Origin of the sequence: Maribacter sp. LLG6340-A2 (genome assembly GCF_045057105.1) — a bacterium.
In the GTDB taxonomy this organism is placed as follows: Bacteria; Bacteroidota; Bacteroidia; order Flavobacteriales; family Flavobacteriaceae; genus Maribacter.
On record NZ_CP159332.1, the window covers coordinates 3,094,403 to 3,111,770 of the forward strand.

20 protein-coding genes are annotated in these 17,368 nt (G+C 35.2%); 9 read left to right on the top strand and 11 right to left on the bottom strand.

Translation table 11 applies throughout. From position 1 onward, the window contains the following. Positions 1 to 185: 185 nt before the first annotated feature. From ABVM52_RS12970 to ABVM52_RS12985, 4 genes are all read right to left on the bottom strand, one after another. Positions 186 to 1,658 carry a helix-turn-helix domain-containing protein gene (locus ABVM52_RS12970; RefSeq protein WP_405381153.1) on the bottom strand — a complete coding sequence of 491 codons (1,473 nt, stop codon included), beginning with the start codon at positions 1,656 to 1,658 and terminating at the stop codon, positions 186 to 188. A gap of 266 nt (positions 1,659 to 1,924) precedes the next feature. After that, the gene (locus ABVM52_RS12975) at positions 1,925 to 2,635 is read right to left on the bottom strand and encodes a DUF4197 domain-containing protein (RefSeq protein ID WP_405381155.1); all 711 of its coding nucleotides are present in this window, start codon (positions 2,633 to 2,635) and stop codon (positions 1,925 to 1,927) included. A gap of 27 nt (positions 2,636 to 2,662) precedes the next feature. Then, positions 2,663 to 3,514 carry a formyltetrahydrofolate deformylase gene (gene purU, locus ABVM52_RS12980; RefSeq protein WP_405381157.1) on the bottom strand — a complete coding sequence of 284 codons (852 nt, stop codon included), beginning with the start codon at positions 3,512 to 3,514 and terminating at the stop codon, positions 2,663 to 2,665. Positions 3,515 to 3,599: 85 nt separating this feature from the next. Further along, entirely contained in the window at positions 3,600 to 3,989 is a 390-nt protein-coding gene (locus ABVM52_RS12985) for a hypothetical protein (RefSeq protein ID WP_405381159.1), read from the bottom strand. Between the two features lie 117 nt (positions 3,990 to 4,106). Between ABVM52_RS12985 and ABVM52_RS12990 the strand changes: the two genes are divergently transcribed. Further along, a complete protein-coding gene (locus tag ABVM52_RS12990; protein WP_405381161.1) occupies positions 4,107 to 4,556 on the top strand; it encodes an Lrp/AsnC family transcriptional regulator in 450 nt (149 codons plus the stop codon). Positions 4,557 to 4,662: 106 nt separating this feature from the next. Further along, positions 4,663 to 6,075: an alpha/beta hydrolase gene (locus ABVM52_RS12995; RefSeq protein ID WP_405381163.1), complete on the top strand. Its 1,413-nt coding sequence runs from the start codon at positions 4,663 to 4,665 to the stop codon at positions 6,073 to 6,075. Here ABVM52_RS12995 and ABVM52_RS13000 read toward each other — a convergent pair. Continuing rightward, on the bottom strand, positions 6,062 to 6,805 hold the full coding sequence (locus ABVM52_RS13000) for a DJ-1/PfpI family protein (RefSeq protein ID WP_405381165.1): 744 nt from the start codon (positions 6,803 to 6,805) through the stop codon (positions 6,062 to 6,064). The two genes, ABVM52_RS12995 and ABVM52_RS13000, sit on opposite strands and share 14 nt — an antisense overlap. Positions 6,806 to 6,892: 87 nt before the next feature. Between ABVM52_RS13000 and ABVM52_RS13005 the strand changes: the two genes are divergently transcribed. Continuing rightward, a complete protein-coding gene (locus ABVM52_RS13005) occupies positions 6,893 to 7,537 on the top strand; it encodes a DUF1684 domain-containing protein (RefSeq protein WP_405381167.1) in 645 nt (214 codons plus the stop codon). Between the two features lie 82 nt (positions 7,538 to 7,619). Here the strand turns inward: ABVM52_RS13005 and ABVM52_RS13010 are convergent, their stop codons facing one another. The 5 genes from ABVM52_RS13010 to ABVM52_RS13030 all read right to left on the bottom strand — a co-directional run bounded on the left by ABVM52_RS13010 (position 7,620) and on the right by ABVM52_RS13030 (position 11,208). Further along, on the bottom strand, positions 7,620 to 8,630 hold the full coding sequence (locus tag ABVM52_RS13010; RefSeq protein WP_405381169.1) for an outer membrane beta-barrel protein: 1,011 nt from the start codon (positions 8,628 to 8,630) through the stop codon (positions 7,620 to 7,622). A gap of 102 nt (positions 8,631 to 8,732) precedes the next feature. After that, positions 8,733 to 9,977, bottom strand: a complete 1,245-nt coding sequence (locus ABVM52_RS13015; protein WP_405381171.1) for an ammonium transporter — start codon at positions 9,975 to 9,977, stop codon at positions 8,733 to 8,735. A gap of 30 nt (positions 9,978 to 10,007) precedes the next feature. After that, complete coding sequence (locus ABVM52_RS13020; protein ID WP_405381173.1) at positions 10,008 to 10,346, bottom strand: P-II family nitrogen regulator; 339 nt, start codon at positions 10,344 to 10,346, stop codon at positions 10,008 to 10,010. 291 nt (positions 10,347 to 10,637) lie between these two features. Next, positions 10,638 to 11,009, bottom strand: a complete 372-nt coding sequence (crcB, locus tag ABVM52_RS13025) for a fluoride efflux transporter CrcB (protein WP_405381175.1) — start codon at positions 11,007 to 11,009, stop codon at positions 10,638 to 10,640. A gap of 19 nt (positions 11,010 to 11,028) precedes the next feature. Then, entirely contained in the window at positions 11,029 to 11,208 is a 180-nt protein-coding gene (locus ABVM52_RS13030; protein ID WP_405381177.1) for a hypothetical protein, read from the bottom strand. A 351-nt stretch (positions 11,209 to 11,559) separates the two neighbouring features. Between ABVM52_RS13030 and ABVM52_RS13035 the strand changes: the two genes are divergently transcribed. After that, complete coding sequence (locus ABVM52_RS13035; RefSeq protein WP_405381179.1) at positions 11,560 to 11,946, top strand: hypothetical protein; 387 nt, start codon at positions 11,560 to 11,562, stop codon at positions 11,944 to 11,946. A gap of 23 nt (positions 11,947 to 11,969) precedes the next feature. Here the strand turns inward: ABVM52_RS13035 and ABVM52_RS13040 are convergent, their stop codons facing one another. Beyond that, positions 11,970 to 13,040, bottom strand: a complete 1,071-nt coding sequence (locus ABVM52_RS13040; RefSeq protein ID WP_405381181.1) for a branched-chain amino acid aminotransferase — start codon at positions 13,038 to 13,040, stop codon at positions 11,970 to 11,972. A 108-nt stretch (positions 13,041 to 13,148) separates the two neighbouring features. On the opposite strand from ABVM52_RS13040, the gene ABVM52_RS13045 reads away from it, so the two are divergent. The 5 genes from ABVM52_RS13045 to dnaJ all read left to right on the top strand — a co-directional run bounded on the left by ABVM52_RS13045 (position 13,149) and on the right by dnaJ (position 17,221). Then, on the top strand, positions 13,149 to 13,640 hold the full coding sequence (locus tag ABVM52_RS13045) for a DUF4920 domain-containing protein (RefSeq protein ID WP_405381183.1): 492 nt from the start codon (positions 13,149 to 13,151) through the stop codon (positions 13,638 to 13,640). A 1-nt stretch (position 13,641) separates the two neighbouring features. Then, positions 13,642 to 14,304: a tRNA (5-methylaminomethyl-2-thiouridine)(34)-methyltransferase MnmD gene (gene mnmD / locus ABVM52_RS13050; RefSeq protein ID WP_405381185.1), complete on the top strand. Its 663-nt coding sequence runs from the start codon at positions 13,642 to 13,644 to the stop codon at positions 14,302 to 14,304. A 124-nt stretch (positions 14,305 to 14,428) separates the two neighbouring features. After that, on the top strand, positions 14,429 to 15,391 hold the full coding sequence (locus ABVM52_RS13055; RefSeq protein WP_405381187.1) for a TIGR01777 family oxidoreductase: 963 nt from the start codon (positions 14,429 to 14,431) through the stop codon (positions 15,389 to 15,391). 144 nt (positions 15,392 to 15,535) lie between these two features. Further along, positions 15,536 to 16,099 carry a nucleotide exchange factor GrpE gene (locus ABVM52_RS13060; RefSeq protein ID WP_405381189.1) on the top strand — a complete coding sequence of 188 codons (564 nt, stop codon included), beginning with the start codon at positions 15,536 to 15,538 and terminating at the stop codon, positions 16,097 to 16,099. Positions 16,100 to 16,108: 9 nt separating this feature from the next. Beyond that, on the top strand, positions 16,109 to 17,221 hold the full coding sequence (dnaJ, locus tag ABVM52_RS13065; protein WP_405381191.1) for a molecular chaperone DnaJ: 1,113 nt from the start codon (positions 16,109 to 16,111) through the stop codon (positions 17,219 to 17,221). The last annotated feature ends 147 nt before the right edge of the window (positions 17,222 to 17,368 follow it).

Sequence of the window (17,368 nt, forward strand, 5' to 3'; positions counted from 1 at the left end):
TCTATAAACCGGGGGCAAAAATATAAAGGGAGGTGGGGTGGTGAGGTTGAAGCCGACCTAAGTTAATAGTAAACCGATGGAAATTAACGTTTACTTGTTTTTTAAATTATTGATTGTCAATAGGTAACAATTACTAATTCTAATTGTGAAAATTTTAGTGATTTTCAGGAAATTTTAAGAATCCACTACGTGTTCCAAGTTTTGGCCATGAAGTCTTTGGGGGTCATATGCATCCTTTTTTTAAACGCCTTGTAAAAGGAAACTTTATTGTTAAAGCCACTTTCATAGATTAAATCTAACACCTGTTTATCTTCTTTGGATTCAATAATATTGACCGCCTCTTGTATTCTATAGTCATTGATCAATTCGTAGAAGTTTTTGTTTAATTCTTGATTGATAACTTGTGATAAACTGTAGCGATCCACATTCATTACTGTGGCTAATTTGGCAAGGGTCAAGGTATTGTCCAAATAAATCTTATCCTGTTCCAGTAAATCTACCAGTTGGGATTTAAGTTGAGTGCTCATTGTGGTGGTCAATCCAGAATTTTTGTATTTATCCTTAATTGGATTATTACTGTGATGTGGTGTAATTAATTCTGTTACTACATCGGGCTGTATCAACAGGAGAATGGAAAGTATAGAAATAAATAGTATAAAATAGACCGCTATAAAATACTTGGATATATAATCATATGTATAAATGTGTTCAAATTCTGCCCTTGTGCCAAGAAATACGATTAAAATAAGAATAAACACCATTAATGTTTTTATCCAATTTTTTGAGCTTTTGCCCATTTGGGTTTCTTGGTTTTTAAAGATTTTAAAGATCAAGGCAAGATATATGAATAAATGTGCGGTTTTAATCCAGTTATCATTGATCAAAAACCTTATACTGTCCATAAAACTATTCCCATGAGGAAGGGCATTAAAGTTTCCTAAGATAATTAGGCAAACGAGTACAATTAAGAAAGGGGTGTAATGAAGAATAATTGCAGTACTCGTTATGTTAAGGTCAATGAATTTGGTTTTAACGTAAAAGAATAGGGAAGGGGCCCAAAGAAAAAATAATACTCTGTAAATGGGTATGGTAGGGGAATAATCGAAAAATTCTTGCCAAAAAAATACTAGTTCTAAAAGCGCCAAAGAAATAGTCGTAACAAAAATTCCTAGAAAAATATTGCTCTTATTTCCCTTATACTTCTTAAATAAATATAGGGCCGCTATAATACCTGCAATAGCTATAATAGTAAAAATAAGATTAAGTAAATGAACCTGTATGGTATGCTTATAATTATTGGCCAAAAGGGTCTTTGCCGGTGCTGGACTTTGAACATTTACCGGTATACTATTTTCATGGTCGTCTAGCGCAATGCTGCATAAAATTAAATATTTCTCCAGTTCTTCCTTGTTCTTGAAATTTAATGACCTTGCTTTTATAAACAAATTGTAGGCGCCATTATATTGTTCGTTTTCATACATACAAACAGCCGAATGAAAATAATCATTGGCCGTAATGCTGGTATTATCTTGTTTTTTTATAGCGGAAAGTAATTCTTTACAATCCTTATCTATTGCGCTATTGTTCTCTTGGGTAAATGCAAAAGAAGGAAGAAAAAACAATATGTATACAGAAAAAGCAAAAATGAATTTTACCACAGAATATACAATTTCAAGAATAATTAATTAAAAGGTGAACAGTCTTGGAAGCACTTTCAACCTTTCGTAAAAGTTGAAAAAAAATCAAAATTATGACTTTTTAATAGATAAAAAACAAAAAACCGGTGCTCCCACCGGTTTTTTAACTAACTAACTCAAAAAATAACTAACTCAAATAGAAATCTTGTATCTGTTCAAATACTATTCTTATAACTTTTTAACGCATAACTTTTTATGTTATTGTTTTGATTGTTAAATAATTAATATTAATCCTGTAGCGCAAATACTTTTCTTAAAATATCCGTGGTTCGTGAAGATAAATTGGTCCTGATCTCTTTTTCTTCCAATTCTATCATGGTATAGACTCCTTGCAATGCTTCTTGGGTAACATAATCCGTTAAATCTGGGTTGACATTATTGGTCAAAGGAATAGAATTGTATTTTGTAATTAGGGAATTCCACACTTTATCAGCATTCACCTTTTTAAAGGAGGCATCTATAACGGGTTTAAATTTGTTATATAGAGCAGTATTTGTTCTATTCTCTAAATAGGCAGTTGCGGCATTGTTTTCTCCTAATAATATATTTTTTGCATCTGTAAAGGTCATTTCCTTTACGGCATTGACAAAAATTGGGGTTGCTTCTGAAACTGCATCTTCTGCGGCTCTGTTCAAAACTTTTAAACCTTCGTCCGCAAGATTTCCCAAACCTATATCTCGTAATGTTTTATCTACCTTTTGTAATTCTTCGGGAAGTAAGATCTTTACTAATTCATTTTTGTAAAATCCATCTTGTGCGGTTAGCTTACTCACTTGCTTTTCTATGCCTTGGTCCAATGCCTCTTTTAATCCATTGGCAATAACCTCATTGCTTAGTACAGTGTTGTTTGATCCTGGCATTTGGTTTACCACTTGTTGCAATTCATTACAAGAGGCCATGAACATTACTAAAATAAGAATGCTTGTTTTTTTTATCATAATTATGAGTTAACGGTTCTTTATAGCTTACGAGAAAATGATGGTTTTATTGTTGTAAACCATTGTTTTTCTAGCAATATGTAATTTTACACCTCTGGACAAGACTATTTTTTCCAAATCCCTGCCTTTGGTAATAAAATCTTCTATAGAATGGGAGTGTGTTACCGTAGTAACATCTTGCTCAATAATAGGACCGGCATCCAGTTCTTCCGTTACATAATGGCTTGTGGCCCCAATAATTTTTACACCTCTTTTAAATGCGGCATGATAGGGTTTTGCGCCTGCAAACGCAGGTAAAAATGAGTGGTGAATATTAATGATTTTATTAGGGAATTTACTGATAAGCTTTTCGCTTACGATCTGCATATATCTTGCCAATACAATGAAATCTACATTGTGTTCTTGAAGAAGGTCTAACTGTTGTTGTTCTGCTTCTGCCCTGATATTCTTATTAAAAGGAATATGGTAATATGGAATGTTAAACTGTTCGGCTATATGTTTTAGGTCGTTGTGATTGCTTAGAATAAACGGTATTTCTACAGCTAGCTCTCCAGAACGATACCTACTTAATAAATCATACAGACAATGATTGTATTTAGAAACGAATATGGCCATTTTTGGTAATTGCTCATCGGTGTGCAAACTCCATTTCATTTTGTAATGGGTTGCCAGCTCTTCTTGAAAAAGTGTTTTGAAATTTTGAAGGTCCAAAAATTCATTTGCAAACTCAATGACTATCCTCATAAAAAATACATCAGCATGTTTATCTACATGCTGGTCTAAATAGACAATATTTCCATGGTTTTTATGGATAAATCCTGTTACGGTACTAATAATGCCAGATTGGTCAGGGCAATGGACAAGAATGGTAGTTTTCAATGGACTGTAAATTAGCTACCAAAAATAGGCGATAATTCTTAAAATTGTAGAAAAAAGAAGAATTTAGAACGGTAATTTTAGCATTTTATAAATGCTGTATCCTCCATTTTTTAAAGGATTTTCTAAAACTCTTTATCTCGGCGCGCAGTAAATTAATATACTCGGTTTCCTTTACTCCGGCTTTTTCCAAGCCCAGGCAATAAGAGTTAATGTTCCTAATAATAATATTAATGAAAGAAATATGCTCTAAACGTTCATTGGTACAATTAGAATGTTCTACTTGTGCAATTTTTTGGGGTATCAATATGGCATCGGTGAGGATGGAGTTGGCAATAATGTCCCTTAAACTTTTAGATTCATATAACCTTACAAGATCTTTGTTGAACGTAACATAAGACGCAATTTCCCTACTCATTGTGCAAAGCTCCAATGCCTTTCTGTAAATCGGTACATTTTTAAGACTGCGATATGCCATGATCTGGGGTAATAATATTATTTATAAAATTACATTAGATATTCCATAAATTTCTATTGAAAGCAAACGCTTTTTGTAAATTTGCTTTAGATACTTAATTTTTAAACAATATTACTTTTGAATCCAAAGATAGATGAGTTAAACTGGAAAATCTTAAAACAGTTACAACATAATGCCAGGGAATCTTTTGCCAATATAGGTAGGGCTATTGGTCTTACGGCACCTGCGGTGGCAGAACGCGTAAAAAAAATGGAGGACTTGGGTATAATCATGGGGTACAAGGCAACGGTATCCCATGCATTAACCGGTCACCAGCTAAAAGCTATAATTACCCTAAGGGCATTTATGGGTAAATTAAAGCCTTTTTTGGCCATAGTGGGGAATTTGGAAGAAGTGATAAATTGTTACCGGATTACCGGCAATGAGAATATTGTAATGGAGGTGGTGTTAAAAGATCAATTTCATTTAGAAAAATTTATAGATCAACTTATACAGTATGGAGAAACAAGGACACATATTGTTTTGTCACAAGTAATATCTAATGCTCCCATGCATAAAATAAAATAACCGCTTGCATAGTTGCTTATATTTTAATTCAGTAAAAATGATATCTTTAATTCGTTGTAACTATAAATTGAAAAATTTTGGCTAGATTTTTGATGTTGAATTAAAGATGAAAAAAATACTACTTTACACCTTATTGCTTTTTACGACCATCATTTTTTCTCAGGATATTAAGTTGGTTAAAGGCGGAATTACAGAGAATGTTCTAGTTGATGGTTCAATGGATGAAAAGTTTGCCCTTTACATCCCATCTAATTTTAGTCTTAATACGGCATGGCCCGTTATTTTTGTAACGGATATGAAAGGTAAGGCCAAATCCTCAATTTCAATGTTGGCAAATGCAGCGGAAAAAGAAGGGTATATTTTGGCCAGCTCTTACAGTTTAAATGACACTCTTTCTTTAAGCGAAAATGTGCTGATAGCAAATAGAATGCTAAATGCGGTTGTTGCGGCGTTACCTATAATGAATAATAGTACATATACGGCAGGTTTTGGGAGCGGCGCAAAATTTGCTTCTATACTGCCCACTTTTATAAAGGAAATTAAAGGAGTTATTTCCGTTGGTGCTACCGTAGGTAATATAGATATATTGAACCTAAAGCAAAAATTCCAAATCATTGGTCTTGTAAATAGGGCAGATTATAATTTTCCCGAAATGTTGGAGGAGCGTAAAGTTTTGGATAAACTAAAATTTCCAAATCAGTTGTTCGTGTATGATGGACAGCAATTATTACCTGATGGCAATACCTTGGCTATGGCTATGAGGTTATTTACCTTAAGTAGCATGGCAAAAAATCATATTACAAAGGACAGTTCCTTGATTGACAATACCTATAATGATCTATTGATCAAGGCAAATACATTACTTAATAATGAACGCCCTATTTTGGCAACCTATCTTATTTCTGATATTGAAAGGATTTTTGCGCCTTTAATACCGATGGATTCTTTAAAAACGACAAAAAAATTGTTGAAGCGAAGCTCTTCCTATAAAAAGGCAATTAGATCCCAAAACAATATCATCCTAAAAGAAGCCTTTGCAAAAGGCGATTATGGTTATTATTTGGAAGAGGATATTTTAACCTATAACTACGCTAATTTAGGATGGTGGAACTATCAAATGAAGGAATTGGATAAATTGGATGAAAGTACCCAGCTTTTTGAAAGGCAATCTGCAAGTAGATTAAGAGGGTATATAAATGCACTGATTGCAGATAATATAGATTATGTAGCTTCCGCAGAAAAAGTAGATGTAGAGGCATTGAATTTGTTATATATGATCAAGACGATAACGGCACCAAAAGAATATGATTCTTACCTTAAAATCATATCAATAAGTGCCGGGATGGAAGATTTTGGAACGGCTCTTTTTTATTTGGAGGAGCTATTAAAAAATGGGTATACCGATAAAACAGAATTGTACGCCCTTGAAAATTCTGCATTACTTAGAATTACTCCAGAATTTAATGAGCTTATAGAAAAATATTTAAACGAAGCTCGTTATGATATTATTCCACAATAAGGTGTGGAACTTGTTCTAAATCCCAATCTATGACCAATCCTTTTGCAAGAGATTTTGCAATGTCTTCACCATAAAGAACTTGGCATAAGTACAATGCGGCTTCAAAACTTTTTGCACCTCCTGCAGAGGTAATGTATTTTCCGTCATGAACAAATAACACATTGTCCTTTATGTTTAGGTGAGGAAACATGGTTTTGTAATTTTCAATATCACTAGGAAAAGTGGTTGATGCAACAGCGTCTAAAATTCCTGCTTTTGCTAAAGGAAAAACGCCATCGCAATGACTGGTAACATACAATGCGTTTTTATCTACCTGTTTAATGAAATTGATCATCGCTATATCCTTCAAATCGCTATCCATAGAATGTTCTGCGCTAGGGACAACCAAAATGTCAATTGTAGGCAGTTCATCCTTTGTATAATCATAGTCGGGCAAAATGCGTACGCCTTCAAAAGTGGTAATGGGTTCTAGCGTATTTGCTATCGTAAAGGTATTCATTGCCTTAATACCTTTTCTAAATTTTGTATGTTGAAAAATATCGAAAGGTGCGGTAAATTCAGTATTGAAAGTACCGTTCATAATAAGAAAGGCAACATTGTAATTTTCAGGATTTAGCTCGGGCAGGGTTCTAATTTCTTCGTTGGTAATTACTTTTTCTTTTTCATCCTTTTTTTGGTTGCAACTAATTAGAAGAATCGGTAAAAGAATAAAGAGGTATATAAATTTCATATAGGTGGATTTTGACTTTTAAAGTACATTGTTATCTGAAAAACTTACAATGAATATATTGTATTTTTGAATTGTAAAAGTAGAGAAATGAGAATAAGTCTTATAGTATTGATGTTATGCGTTGTTGTTTCATGCGGTCAGGAAAAAAAGTATCATGACGCCAAACCAGATATAAAGTCTATAGCAAAGACAGATAAGTTAGCGGATATTTTAATGTTTCAAGAAGAGTTGAACGCTGAATTTAAAAATCCGGAAACTTCTCCTTTACCGGATCGGTTTAGGGCAACTTTTGAAACGTTAGCTTTTTTTGAACCGGACACTAATTACATTGTTGAAGCAAAGCTGATAAGAACCCCGGAAGCTTTACCTTTTGCTATGCCAACTACAACAGGGAGACAATCAACGGAAGTTGTCTATGGTATTGCTAAGTTTACTTTAAACGGTAAGGAGCATGAGTTGGAAATATATCAATCACCAGATTTAATAACCCAAAAAGAATATGAAGATTATTTGTTTTTGCCTTTTACGGATCAAACCAATGGAGAAGAAACTTATGGTGGCGGTAGGTATTTAGATTTAAGAATACCGAATGGCAATACAATTGTTTTAGATTTTAATAAAGCCTATAATCCATATTGTGCCTATAATAAAAAGTATAGTTGTCCTATTGTGCCAAAAGAAAATAACTTGGATACAGAAATTAGAGTAGGGGTAAAAGATTTTAAACATTAATAATGAAAGTAAAAAACCTCGGCAGGTATTGCCGAGGTTTTAAAACTTAAACTATAAAATCAACCATTAATTATATCAACGACTAGAAAGAGTAGATAGCTGCTATTAAGAATGAAGATAAGCTTTTAGAAGCTGCACCATCTGCATCAAAATAAGGCTCTACATCACTACCCCAAGAATCTAATCTAATTTCAGGCTTAATAATTAAGTTTTCTACTGAGTAGCTACCAGTTAAAGTTAATGCAAGAACGCTTGGGTCATCTTCTACTAAATCTGACATTACAGAGAAATACTCACCTCTTAAACCAATAGAGAAGTCATCTGATGTTGCGTATTGTGGATAAAGAGCTACACCTGAGAAACCTTCACCATCATTGTCTGCATAAGCTGCATTTATTCCTAAAAAGAATTCATCAGAAAGATCAAAACCACCTGTATAATCAATTTCAAAACCTAAAGCTTCTCCGCCATCATAGTAAAAATTTAAGAATTGACCGGCATAACCTAATTGAGCTCCTGCAGAGTAAGCGCCGGTTAAGTTATTGTTTGTGTCCGTTACATTCATAATTGCCAACATTAAGCTGAAATCATCAGAAAGTGCAAAATCTGCTTTTAAACCAACATGGGAAAAAGGTCCGCTAGAGAACAGGTAAGATGTGCTGTAGTTAAAGTTAGCTACAGGTGAAATTACTTCGTATCCTAGGTATGTGTTGAATCTACCCATTGTTAATGTAGTAGCATCAGATACATTCCAGTATGCATATAATTGGTTTAGGTTATATCCACCAACTGCATCATCGCCTCTAGGTCCAAAAACAACATCTGCAACTACCCCTGTTTTTTCCCCTTCGTAAGCGGCAATTATATTGGCCATACCTAAAGCAAATCCTAATTCATTGGCAAAAGAACTACCGAATGATTGAGGTGTAGCATCTGATGCACTTAAATTTGTTTGATAGTAAGCATCCACAGAACCACTAATACTGACTTTTTTCTCTTCCTCTTCTTGAGCTACCACTCCGGCAGCGGCAAAAAGCATAAGACCTGTTGCAAAAATATTTTTTACGTACTTTGTATTTATAATCGTTTTCATAAGTTTTTGATTTAATCCTTTATAAAGGATGAATTAATTTGAGTAAAATTTTATTGAAAAGGTTATGTAACGGAGCGTTCTGCAAAACGCTCCGTACTATTTTTAGTGCTGATTCATTCTAAAGTCTGCATACGCATCCATACCGTGCTCATGAATGTCTAGACCTTCAACTTCTTCTTCTTTAGCAACTCGTAAACCTAATGTCGCTTTTAAGACGCCCAATATAATTCCTGAAGTTATTATACAGAAACCACCTACGATCAATACGCCGTATAGTTGAGTCATAAACTGTGCGCCACTGGCCATGCTGCCGAAAATACCAACAGCCAATGTTCCCCAGATACCACAGATCAAGTGTACCGCTATGGCACCCACAGGATCATCCAATTTAAGTTTATCTATTAATGCTACTCCAAATACGATAATTACACCTGCAATAAGTCCAATAATTACGGCCTCGTTAGGTGACATTAAATCTGCACCTGCTGTAATACCAACCAAGCCACCAAGAATACCGTTCAAGAACATGGTCAAATCTAAATTCTTGTATAATATGGTGGAAGTGATCATTGCTCCAAACCCACCTGCAGCAGCAGCTAAACTAGTTGTTACCAATACTAGAGAAGTTAATTCTGGATCTGCAGACAGTACGGAACCGCCATTAAATCCAAACCAACCTAACCATAGTATTAAAACACCTGCCGTAGCCAAAGGAATATTGTGTCCTGGTATTGCATTTGGTTTTCCATCCTTGCCAAATTTTCCAATTCTGGAACCTAGTAAGAAGACGGCAACCAAAGCAGCCCAACCACCTACAGAGTGTACCAATGTAGAACCTGCGAAATCATAGAATCCCCATGAATCCAAGAATCCACCGCCCCATTTCCAGGCACCTACTATAGGATAAACTAGACCTACGTAGATTACGGTGAAGATCATAAATGATCCAATTTTTATACGCTCTGCTACTGCTCCTGAAACAATTGTTGCTGCTGTAGCGGCAAACATTCCTTGAAATAAGAAGTCTGTCCACCATGTGTAACCTCCATCAGCATAATCAGGTGTCATACCGCCTTCTGGGGCAGCAATACCAAAGCTATCCATGCTAAATTTTAAGATTCCCATGTCCCCATCTTCAAAACCTGGGTACATAAGGTTAAATCCAAATGCATAATACAGAAGTAAACCACCGGTTATGATGAAAATATTCTTGAATAATATGTTAATCGTGTTTTTTTGTCTGGTCAATCCAATTTCTAAAAAGGCAAATCCTGTGTGCATGAAGAATACCAATGCGGTAGCCAACATCATCCATACGTTGTTTGCTGTAAATAATCCTGCGTCCATCTTTTTTTATTTTTAGTTAGTGTTTTCGTTTTAGTTGATTCCTGCTAATCCGCTCTCCTTAGTTCTAATTCGGTATGCTTCTAGTACTTCGGATACAAATATTTTACCATCACCCACGTTACCGGAGTAAGCAGATTCTAAAATGGAATTCACCGCTTTTTCTAAAAAGTCATCCGATACTACAATAGATAAGTATCTGCGCTGTATATCGGTAGTGCTATACGAAATACCACGGTAGACATGACCTTGTTTTTCATTTCCTACTCCCGTTACATCCCAGTAACTGAAGAAATTAACCTCTATTTGATGTAATGCCTCTTTGACATCGTCAAATTTTGATTTTCTGATAATTGCCTCGATTTTTTTCATTTGACTAAGTTTTTGATATTGCCAAATATATGTTAAAATGATATACACCCTAATTTTTTATGGGGGTGTTTGGTGATTTTTATGAGTATCGCAATTTATACCCCATTTTTTTTAGGGTATCCGTATTTGATGTAGTTAATTTTAAGGATAGTGCCTATTGAGAAAAATAAAAATCGGCACGATTTGAATTAATTGTCAGATTTTTAGCAAATAACCTGACGATTGTGCAATAAATCGCGATTTTGCTAAAAAAAAATCAAAAAATAAAAATAGACGGGGTTAATGTTATTTTTATAACATCTTGCTGAGGTAAAGTCCTAATGATATGGCCAATATGCCAATTGCAACACTTAGTCCCGTATAAAGTGATGCATGTAATAAGGAGTACTCCTTAAATAATAAATTGCCTTCCAAGGCAAAAGTAGAGAATGTTGTAAACCCTCCACAAAATCCGGTAGCTAATAATAATGTCTGGTTTTGAGTAAGGTAATTATGTTTTAATGTTAGGCCAATCAAAAGACCTATAAGAAGACAGCCAATTATATTGACCAAAAAAGTTCCTAAATAAAAATTAGAATAATAGGGGTTTAATGTTTTGGAGATATAATAGCGAAGTATACTACCAAATCCTCCTCCCAAGAAAACTAATAAAAATTGTTTCATACCTTATAAAGGTAAAAAACTATACTGCTTTCTTGTAGCTAGTGGTCAATAAATCTAAAGGATAGATTACAGAAACTGGTTCGTTGTTCAATTTTTTAGTAGTTGCTTTGGATTTTTGGGATACACTTAAAAGACTAGCGATCACCATAAGAAAATTTATACCTACTAAAATTAGAAAAATCGTAAGAAATGTCATCATAATTAATTGCCCTTATGTATGAATAACGCAAAATTACATTATTTGTTATATTAAAGGTGTAAAAAGCTTCTTTCTGTTGTAAGAAGGCTAATTTTTGTGGTGTAGGTAAAATATTAACTATTTGTTAAGAAAATATTTAGTGCAAAGCAGTGAGATTATGAATAGTGCAAAGAAAATACCGATCCATTTAACGCCTTTGAAGTTTTTTTGGTGTTGTTTGCGCTCTTTTTTATAAGATAAGATGATAATAATGGCAAAAACTACTGCGAAAACGATTGCAAAAACAATTTGTCCGGTGCTGAACATATTCCCTATTTTTACGCAAAGCTAATAGAAAACCACTAAATATAAATGAAAAATAAATTAAAAGCCGTTAAAGAATTTCATAACTCTTTTGGTCTAGGTGTATCGGACAACATGCAAGCAGATTTAGGTAGTGCTAAAAATATGTTACGATTTAATTTAATGGACGAGGAAAACAAGGAGTATTTAGAAGCTGCCCAGAATAATGATATGGTAGAGGTTGCAGATGCCCTTGGTGACATGTTGTATATTTTATGCGGTACTATTTTAGAGCACGGTATGCAGTATAAAATAGAGGAAGTATTCAATGAAATACAGCGTAGTAATATGAGTAAATTGGGAGCTGATGGCAAGCCTATATACAGGGAAGATGGTAAGGTGTTAAAAGGCCCTAATTATTTTAGGCCGGACATAGAGGCTATTCTAAAAAAATAAAAGGGCCTAATGGCCCTTTTTTGTTACTTTTCAACTTTATAGCGCCAACCAAATTTGTCTTCGCTTTTATTGTATTGAATATCCGTGATTATTTTCTTTAATCTAGCGCCATAACTTTGTTGTAGTTCTGGTAATTCATACGTTGTGTCGCGGTAACCAAAACCGGATATTGGAGAAATTACCGCTGCAGTACCTGCACCGAACATTTCTTTTAAAGAGCCGTTTTTGGCTGCTTCTACAACTTCTTTTACAGATATTTTTCTTACTTCGGTCTTTATTCCTTGATCCTTGGCTATCTCCAAAATACTTTTACGGGTAATACCGTCCAGTATTCGGTCACTTGTAGGAGCAGTCATTAAGGTGTCGTTTATTCTAATAAAAATATTCATTGCCCCAGCCTCTTCAATAAACTCATGGTTGGTATCATCTGTCCAAATAACTTGATTGTATCCTTTATCTATGGCAAGTTGTGTTGGATAAAATTGACCGGCGTAGTTACCACCTGCTTTTGCAAAACCAACACCACCATTAGCAGACCTAGAATATTTTTCTTCTATCAATACCTTTACCTTACCGCTAAAATAGGACCCGGAAGGGGCACAAGCAATTATAAATTTATACTCATTGGCCGGTGACGCATGAAAACCATTTCCTGAAGCGAACATAAACGGTCTTATATATAAAGAACTCCCTTCTTGCGTAGGAATAAATGCTTTGTCCAAGTTTAATAAAGTGGTTAAACTGTCCATAAAATATTCTTGGGGAATTTGTGGTATACACATTCTTTCCGCAGAAATATTCAAACGCTTAAAGTTATCTAATGGCCTGAACAAAAACACGTCACCACTAGTATCTTTATAAGCTTTCATTCCTTCAAAAATGGATTGTCCGTAATGAAAGATTTTAGATGAAGGGTCTAAAGTAATTGGTTGATATGGAACAATGGTAGGGGTTTCCCAGACGCCATTTTTGTAGGTGCAGACCACCATGTGATCCGTGAATACAGAACCAAATGCAAGATTATCAAAATCAACTTGGTCAATTTTTGAATTTTTTACCTTTTCTACAATGATGTTTTTGGCTTCAATGCTCATAAAATATGTAACTTTAGTGGAATAAAATTAAACAAATATCGCTATTGGTCCTTCTTTTTTAAATTAAAATTGACCAGATTTGCAGGGAATTCATCATTTTTAAGATTTATGAAAGGATTTAACATATTACTTGTATTATTATTTGGGGTTTTATCATGTCAGGCCCAGCTACAGAAGCAGGCAAACGTAGAAAATAATGATCAAACCGTTTTAGGGGAATTCTTTGAGCTTAAGGATATAAAATCAAATGAAGAGGTTATGGCCCTTTACAATGATTTGGCTGTTACGGATACTTTGAATGTCACTATAAGATCCAAAGTCAATGAAGTCTGCAAAGTCAAAGGCTGCTGGATGGTCATAGAACTTCCACAAGGAGAGCAGGCAATGGTACGCTTTAAAGACTATGGTTTTTTTATGCCAAATGATATTGTTGAAAAAACCGTGATAATGAACGGTTTGGCCTATGTTGAAGAAATGAGTATTGCCGATCAAAGGCATTATGCTAAAGATGCCGGTAAAGATGAAACTGAAATTGCTAAAATCACTGCGCCAAAAAGAACGTATAGTTTTGAAGCGTCTGGTGTAGTAATACCCAATTAGTTTGAAACGGGAAATTATTACTACGGCAGATGGTTCAAAGACCATTCAGATAAAAGATTGGAATGAACAATATCATTCTAAACATGGAGCCATACAAGAAGCTTATCATGTGTTTATCCACTCTGGGTTGCACCTTTACAAAGATTGTCCACTTCATATTTTGGAAATTGGTTTCGGCACCGGTTTAAATGCCTTGATAACCCTTTTAGAAGCTGACGCCCAAAAATTAAACATAGACTATACTGGGGTAGAGGCATTCCCGGTCTCTGGGGAGGAATTGGCCCAATTAAATTATTTAGAAGAGCTGAATGTGCTTTCTCGACAAAAAACGTTTAATGAAATGCATTCATCACCATGGGAGAAACTCGTGCCTATTACCTCTGGCTTCCGCCTTAAAAAACAACAAAAAGATTTTAAGGAAATAACGGATATAGAGCAGTATGATTTGGTGTACTTTGATGCTTTTGGTGCACGCGTACAACCAGAACTTTGGACCTATGAAATTTTTATGATAATGTTCAAGGCCCTTAAAAAAGGCGGTTATCTGGTTACTTATGCTGCTAAAGGCAGTGTTAGGAGGGCTATGTTAGATGTGGGTTTTTTGGTAGAAAGATTACCCGGGCCACCGGGTAAAAGAGAAATGTTGAGGGCAAGAAAACCTTAAATTTTTTAAAAGGCCCAATTTTATTGGTTTTGAATTTTTTTAAAAATGCCAACGCATTGAACAACAATGTTAAATCGAAATTAAATAGCATTTAAAGAAGCATCAAAAGGAATACCTTTATGTTATGAAAGTATTGATAACAGGTGCAACGGGTTTGGTTGGTAGCGAGTTAGTATCTCAATGCCATGAAAAAGGATATGATGTAAACTACCTGACTACCAATAAGGGTAAAATTGTATCTAAGCCCAATTATCAAGGTTATTATTGGAATCCTGAAAAGGCTGAAATAGATTCGGATTGTCTAAAAAATGTGTCCGTAATCATTAATTTGGCGGGGGCAAGCATTTCAAAACGTTGGACGTCTAGCTATAAGAAAACCATATTGGACAGTCGTGTAAATTCTTTGGGACTTTTAAAGCAAACCCTTATGAATACGGCAGACCATACCGTTACCTCATTGGTGTCGGCTTCCGCAATAGGGGTGTATCCTAATTCATTAAGTAATTATTATAGTGAAGAGGAGTCAGAGGTAGATGATAGTTTCCTGGGGCGCGTAGTACAGGTTTGGGAGGAAAAGGCTGATGAATTCAAACAATTGGGACTCATTGTTGCCAAGGTAAGGATTGGTTTGGTTATGTCCAATAAAGGAGGCGCTTTGCCTCAGATGGCAAAACCGGTTAAATATTTTGTTGGAACGGCATTTGGTAGTGGTGAACAATGGCAGTCTTGGATCCACATCTCAGATTTGGCCAGAATTTTTGTGCATGTGGCACAATATGAGCTAGAGGGTGTTTTTAATGGCGTTGCTCCAAACCCGGTAACCAATGCAAAAATGGTAAAGGAAATTGCCAAAAACTTGGAAAGACCTTTGGTTTTGCCCAATATTCCCAAATTTGTAATGTATACTATATTAGGTAAAATGGCCTATCTATTATTTGCTAGCCAACGAGTTAGTAGTAAGAAAATAGAAGAAGAGGGCTTCGTATTTCAATATACCAATATTTGTCATGCTCTGTCAGAAATTTTTAAGAATGATGCTCAATGTATCGATTCTAAAACCAAGGTTACTAATGAGTTTGTGTCTTGAACCATTAAAATAATTATGGTCATAGAGTATGAATCCGCTTTTTGGCGGATTTTTTTTTAATCTTTTGTGACATTTTGACATTTTTAAAGAATTGGCAGTACTTTTGCCTGCTCTTAATCGGCGATTTAAATATTAGAATAAATTATGAGTGATAAAGAAAACACTTTAGATGACGAATTCTTGGAAAATGAAATTCAAGAAGATGATATAAATGAGCAAGAGGCGGCCCTTGAAGATGGGGAGGATGTAGATGAGCGTACAGAAGAAGAAGTACTTAGAGAAGATTTGGCGAAAGAAAAGGATAAATTTTTAAGATTGTTCGCGGAATTTGAAAACTATAAAAAGCGTACGTCAAAGGAGCGCATGGATTTATTCAAGACTGCTGGCCAAGAAGTAATTGTTTCATTATTACCCGTTTTGGATGATTTTGATAGGGCAATGAAAGAATTGGCAAAATCTGATGACGAAGAGGTTTTTAAGGGTATTGAGTTGATCAACGTAAAACTTAGGGAGACTTTAAAATCCAAAGGGTTGCAAATGTTAGAGGTAAAGGCGGGAGATGTATTTGATGCGGAAATTCACGAGGCCATTACACAGATACCTGCACCCGATGAAAAGATGAAAGGTAAGATTATTGATGTAATAGAAAAAGGGTTCTCCTTGGGTGACCGTATCATTAGACATCCAAAAGTTGTAGTAGGAAATTAAAAAATTGGCATGAAGGAAGATTATTATGAAGTACTGGGCTTAAGTAAAGGTGCTTCTGCTGCGGAAATTAAAAAAGCGTACCGTAAAAAGGCATTACAGTATCACCCGGATAAAAACCCCGGTGATAGTGAAGCTGAGGAAATGTTTAAAAAATCTGCCGAAGCTTATGAGGTGTTAAGTGACCCGGATAAGAAAGCGCGCTATGATCAATTTGGACACAGTGCTTTTGAAGGCGGCGGCGGTTTTGGCGGCGGCGGAATGAATATGGATGATATTTTCAGCCAGTTCGGTGATATCTTCGGTGGCTTTGGCGGTGGCGGATTTAGCGGTTTTGGCGGCGGTGGCGGTCAAAGACGGGCTAAAGGAAGTAATCTTAGAATACGGGTGACCCTTAGTTTAGAAGAGGTTGCCAATGGTGTAGAGAAAAAGGTCAAGGTTAGAAGAAAGGTACAGGCAGATGGTGTTACTTATAAAACATGTAGTACATGTGGCGGTAGGGGACAAGTGACCAAAATACAGAATACTATCTTAGGAAGAATGCAGACCGCAGCAGTGTGTAGCGCTTGTGGTGGTAGTGGGCAGATATTGGATAGCAAGCCAAATGATGCTGATGCCCAAGGCCTTAAAGTGGCAGAAGAAACGGTTTCTATAAATATACCTGCAGGTGTAGAGGATGGTATGCAGCTTAAAGTTCCAAATAAAGGTAATGATGCACCGGGTAACGGTGTTCCTGGAGATTTATTGGTTGCCATAGAAACACAGGAACATAGCACGTTAAAGCGTGAGGGGGACAACCTTCACTATGACCTTTATGTAAGTATTTCAGAAGCAGTTTTGGGAACTTCTAAAGAAATAGATGCTGTTGGTGGCAAGGTGCGCATAAAATTAGAACCAGGAATCCAGTCCGGCAAAATATTACGATTAAGAGGTAAGGGTATTTCCAGTTTAAACGGTTATGGATCGGGAGATTTGCTTGTTCACGTTAATGTATGGACCCCTAAAGAATTAAATAAGGAACAGCGAGAGTTTTTCGAAAAAATGAACGGCAACGATAATTTTGAGCCTAGACCGGAGAAATCTGACAAATCATTTTTTGAAAAAGTTAAAGATATGTTCTCTTAACTTAAATAAGATTGTTTTTAAATAAAAAACGTATATTTGAGATAATATTGGGCAACCAATATTAATTTTCTTTTTCATAGCAATTTTTTTCCCATCCTTGATTTATTAAGGGTGGGTTTTGCTTTTTATTAGGCGGCTGTCAATCAA

What these genes read in the sequence shown, in the direction of transcription:
- ABVM52_RS13020 (WP_405381173.1), bottom strand. Translation starts at nt 10,346, where the DNA reads ATGAAAAAAATCGAGGCAATTATCAGAAAATCAAAATTTGACGATGTC.
- ABVM52_RS13015 (WP_405381171.1), bottom strand. Translation starts at nt 9,977, where the DNA reads ATGGACGCAGGATTATTTACAGCAAACAACGTATGGATGATGTTGGCT.
- ABVM52_RS13030 (WP_405381177.1), bottom strand. Translation starts at nt 11,208, where the DNA reads ATGATGACATTTCTTACGATTTTTCTAATTTTAGTAGGTATAAATTTT.
- crcB (WP_405381175.1), bottom strand. Translation starts at nt 11,009, where the DNA reads ATGAAACAATTTTTATTAGTTTTCTTGGGAGGAGGATTTGGTAGTATA.
- ABVM52_RS13045 (WP_405381183.1), top strand. Translation starts at nt 13,149, where the DNA reads ATGAAAGGATTTAACATATTACTTGTATTATTATTTGGGGTTTTATCA.
- ABVM52_RS13055 (WP_405381187.1), top strand. Translation starts at nt 14,429, where the DNA reads ATGAAAGTATTGATAACAGGTGCAACGGGTTTGGTTGGTAGCGAGTTA.
- ABVM52_RS12975 (WP_405381155.1), bottom strand. Translation starts at nt 2,635, where the DNA reads ATGATAAAAAAAACAAGCATTCTTATTTTAGTAATGTTCATGGCCTCT.
- ABVM52_RS13035 (WP_405381179.1), top strand. Translation starts at nt 11,560, where the DNA reads ATGAAAAATAAATTAAAAGCCGTTAAAGAATTTCATAACTCTTTTGGT.
- ABVM52_RS12995 (WP_405381163.1), top strand. Translation starts at nt 4,663, where the DNA reads ATGAAAAAAATACTACTTTACACCTTATTGCTTTTTACGACCATCATT.
- ABVM52_RS13005 (WP_405381167.1), top strand. Translation starts at nt 6,893, where the DNA reads ATGAGAATAAGTCTTATAGTATTGATGTTATGCGTTGTTGTTTCATGC.
- dnaJ (WP_405381191.1), top strand. Translation starts at nt 16,109, where the DNA reads ATGAAGGAAGATTATTATGAAGTACTGGGCTTAAGTAAAGGTGCTTCT.
- ABVM52_RS12985 (WP_405381159.1), bottom strand. Translation starts at nt 3,989, where the DNA reads ATGGCATATCGCAGTCTTAAAAATGTACCGATTTACAGAAAGGCATTG.
- ABVM52_RS13000 (WP_405381165.1), bottom strand. Translation starts at nt 6,805, where the DNA reads ATGAAATTTATATACCTCTTTATTCTTTTACCGATTCTTCTAATTAGT.
- ABVM52_RS13040 (WP_405381181.1), bottom strand. Translation starts at nt 13,040, where the DNA reads ATGAGCATTGAAGCCAAAAACATCATTGTAGAAAAGGTAAAAAATTCA.
- ABVM52_RS13060 (WP_405381189.1), top strand. Translation starts at nt 15,536, where the DNA reads ATGAGTGATAAAGAAAACACTTTAGATGACGAATTCTTGGAAAATGAA.
- ABVM52_RS13010 (WP_405381169.1), bottom strand. Translation starts at nt 8,630, where the DNA reads ATGAAAACGATTATAAATACAAAGTACGTAAAAAATATTTTTGCAACA.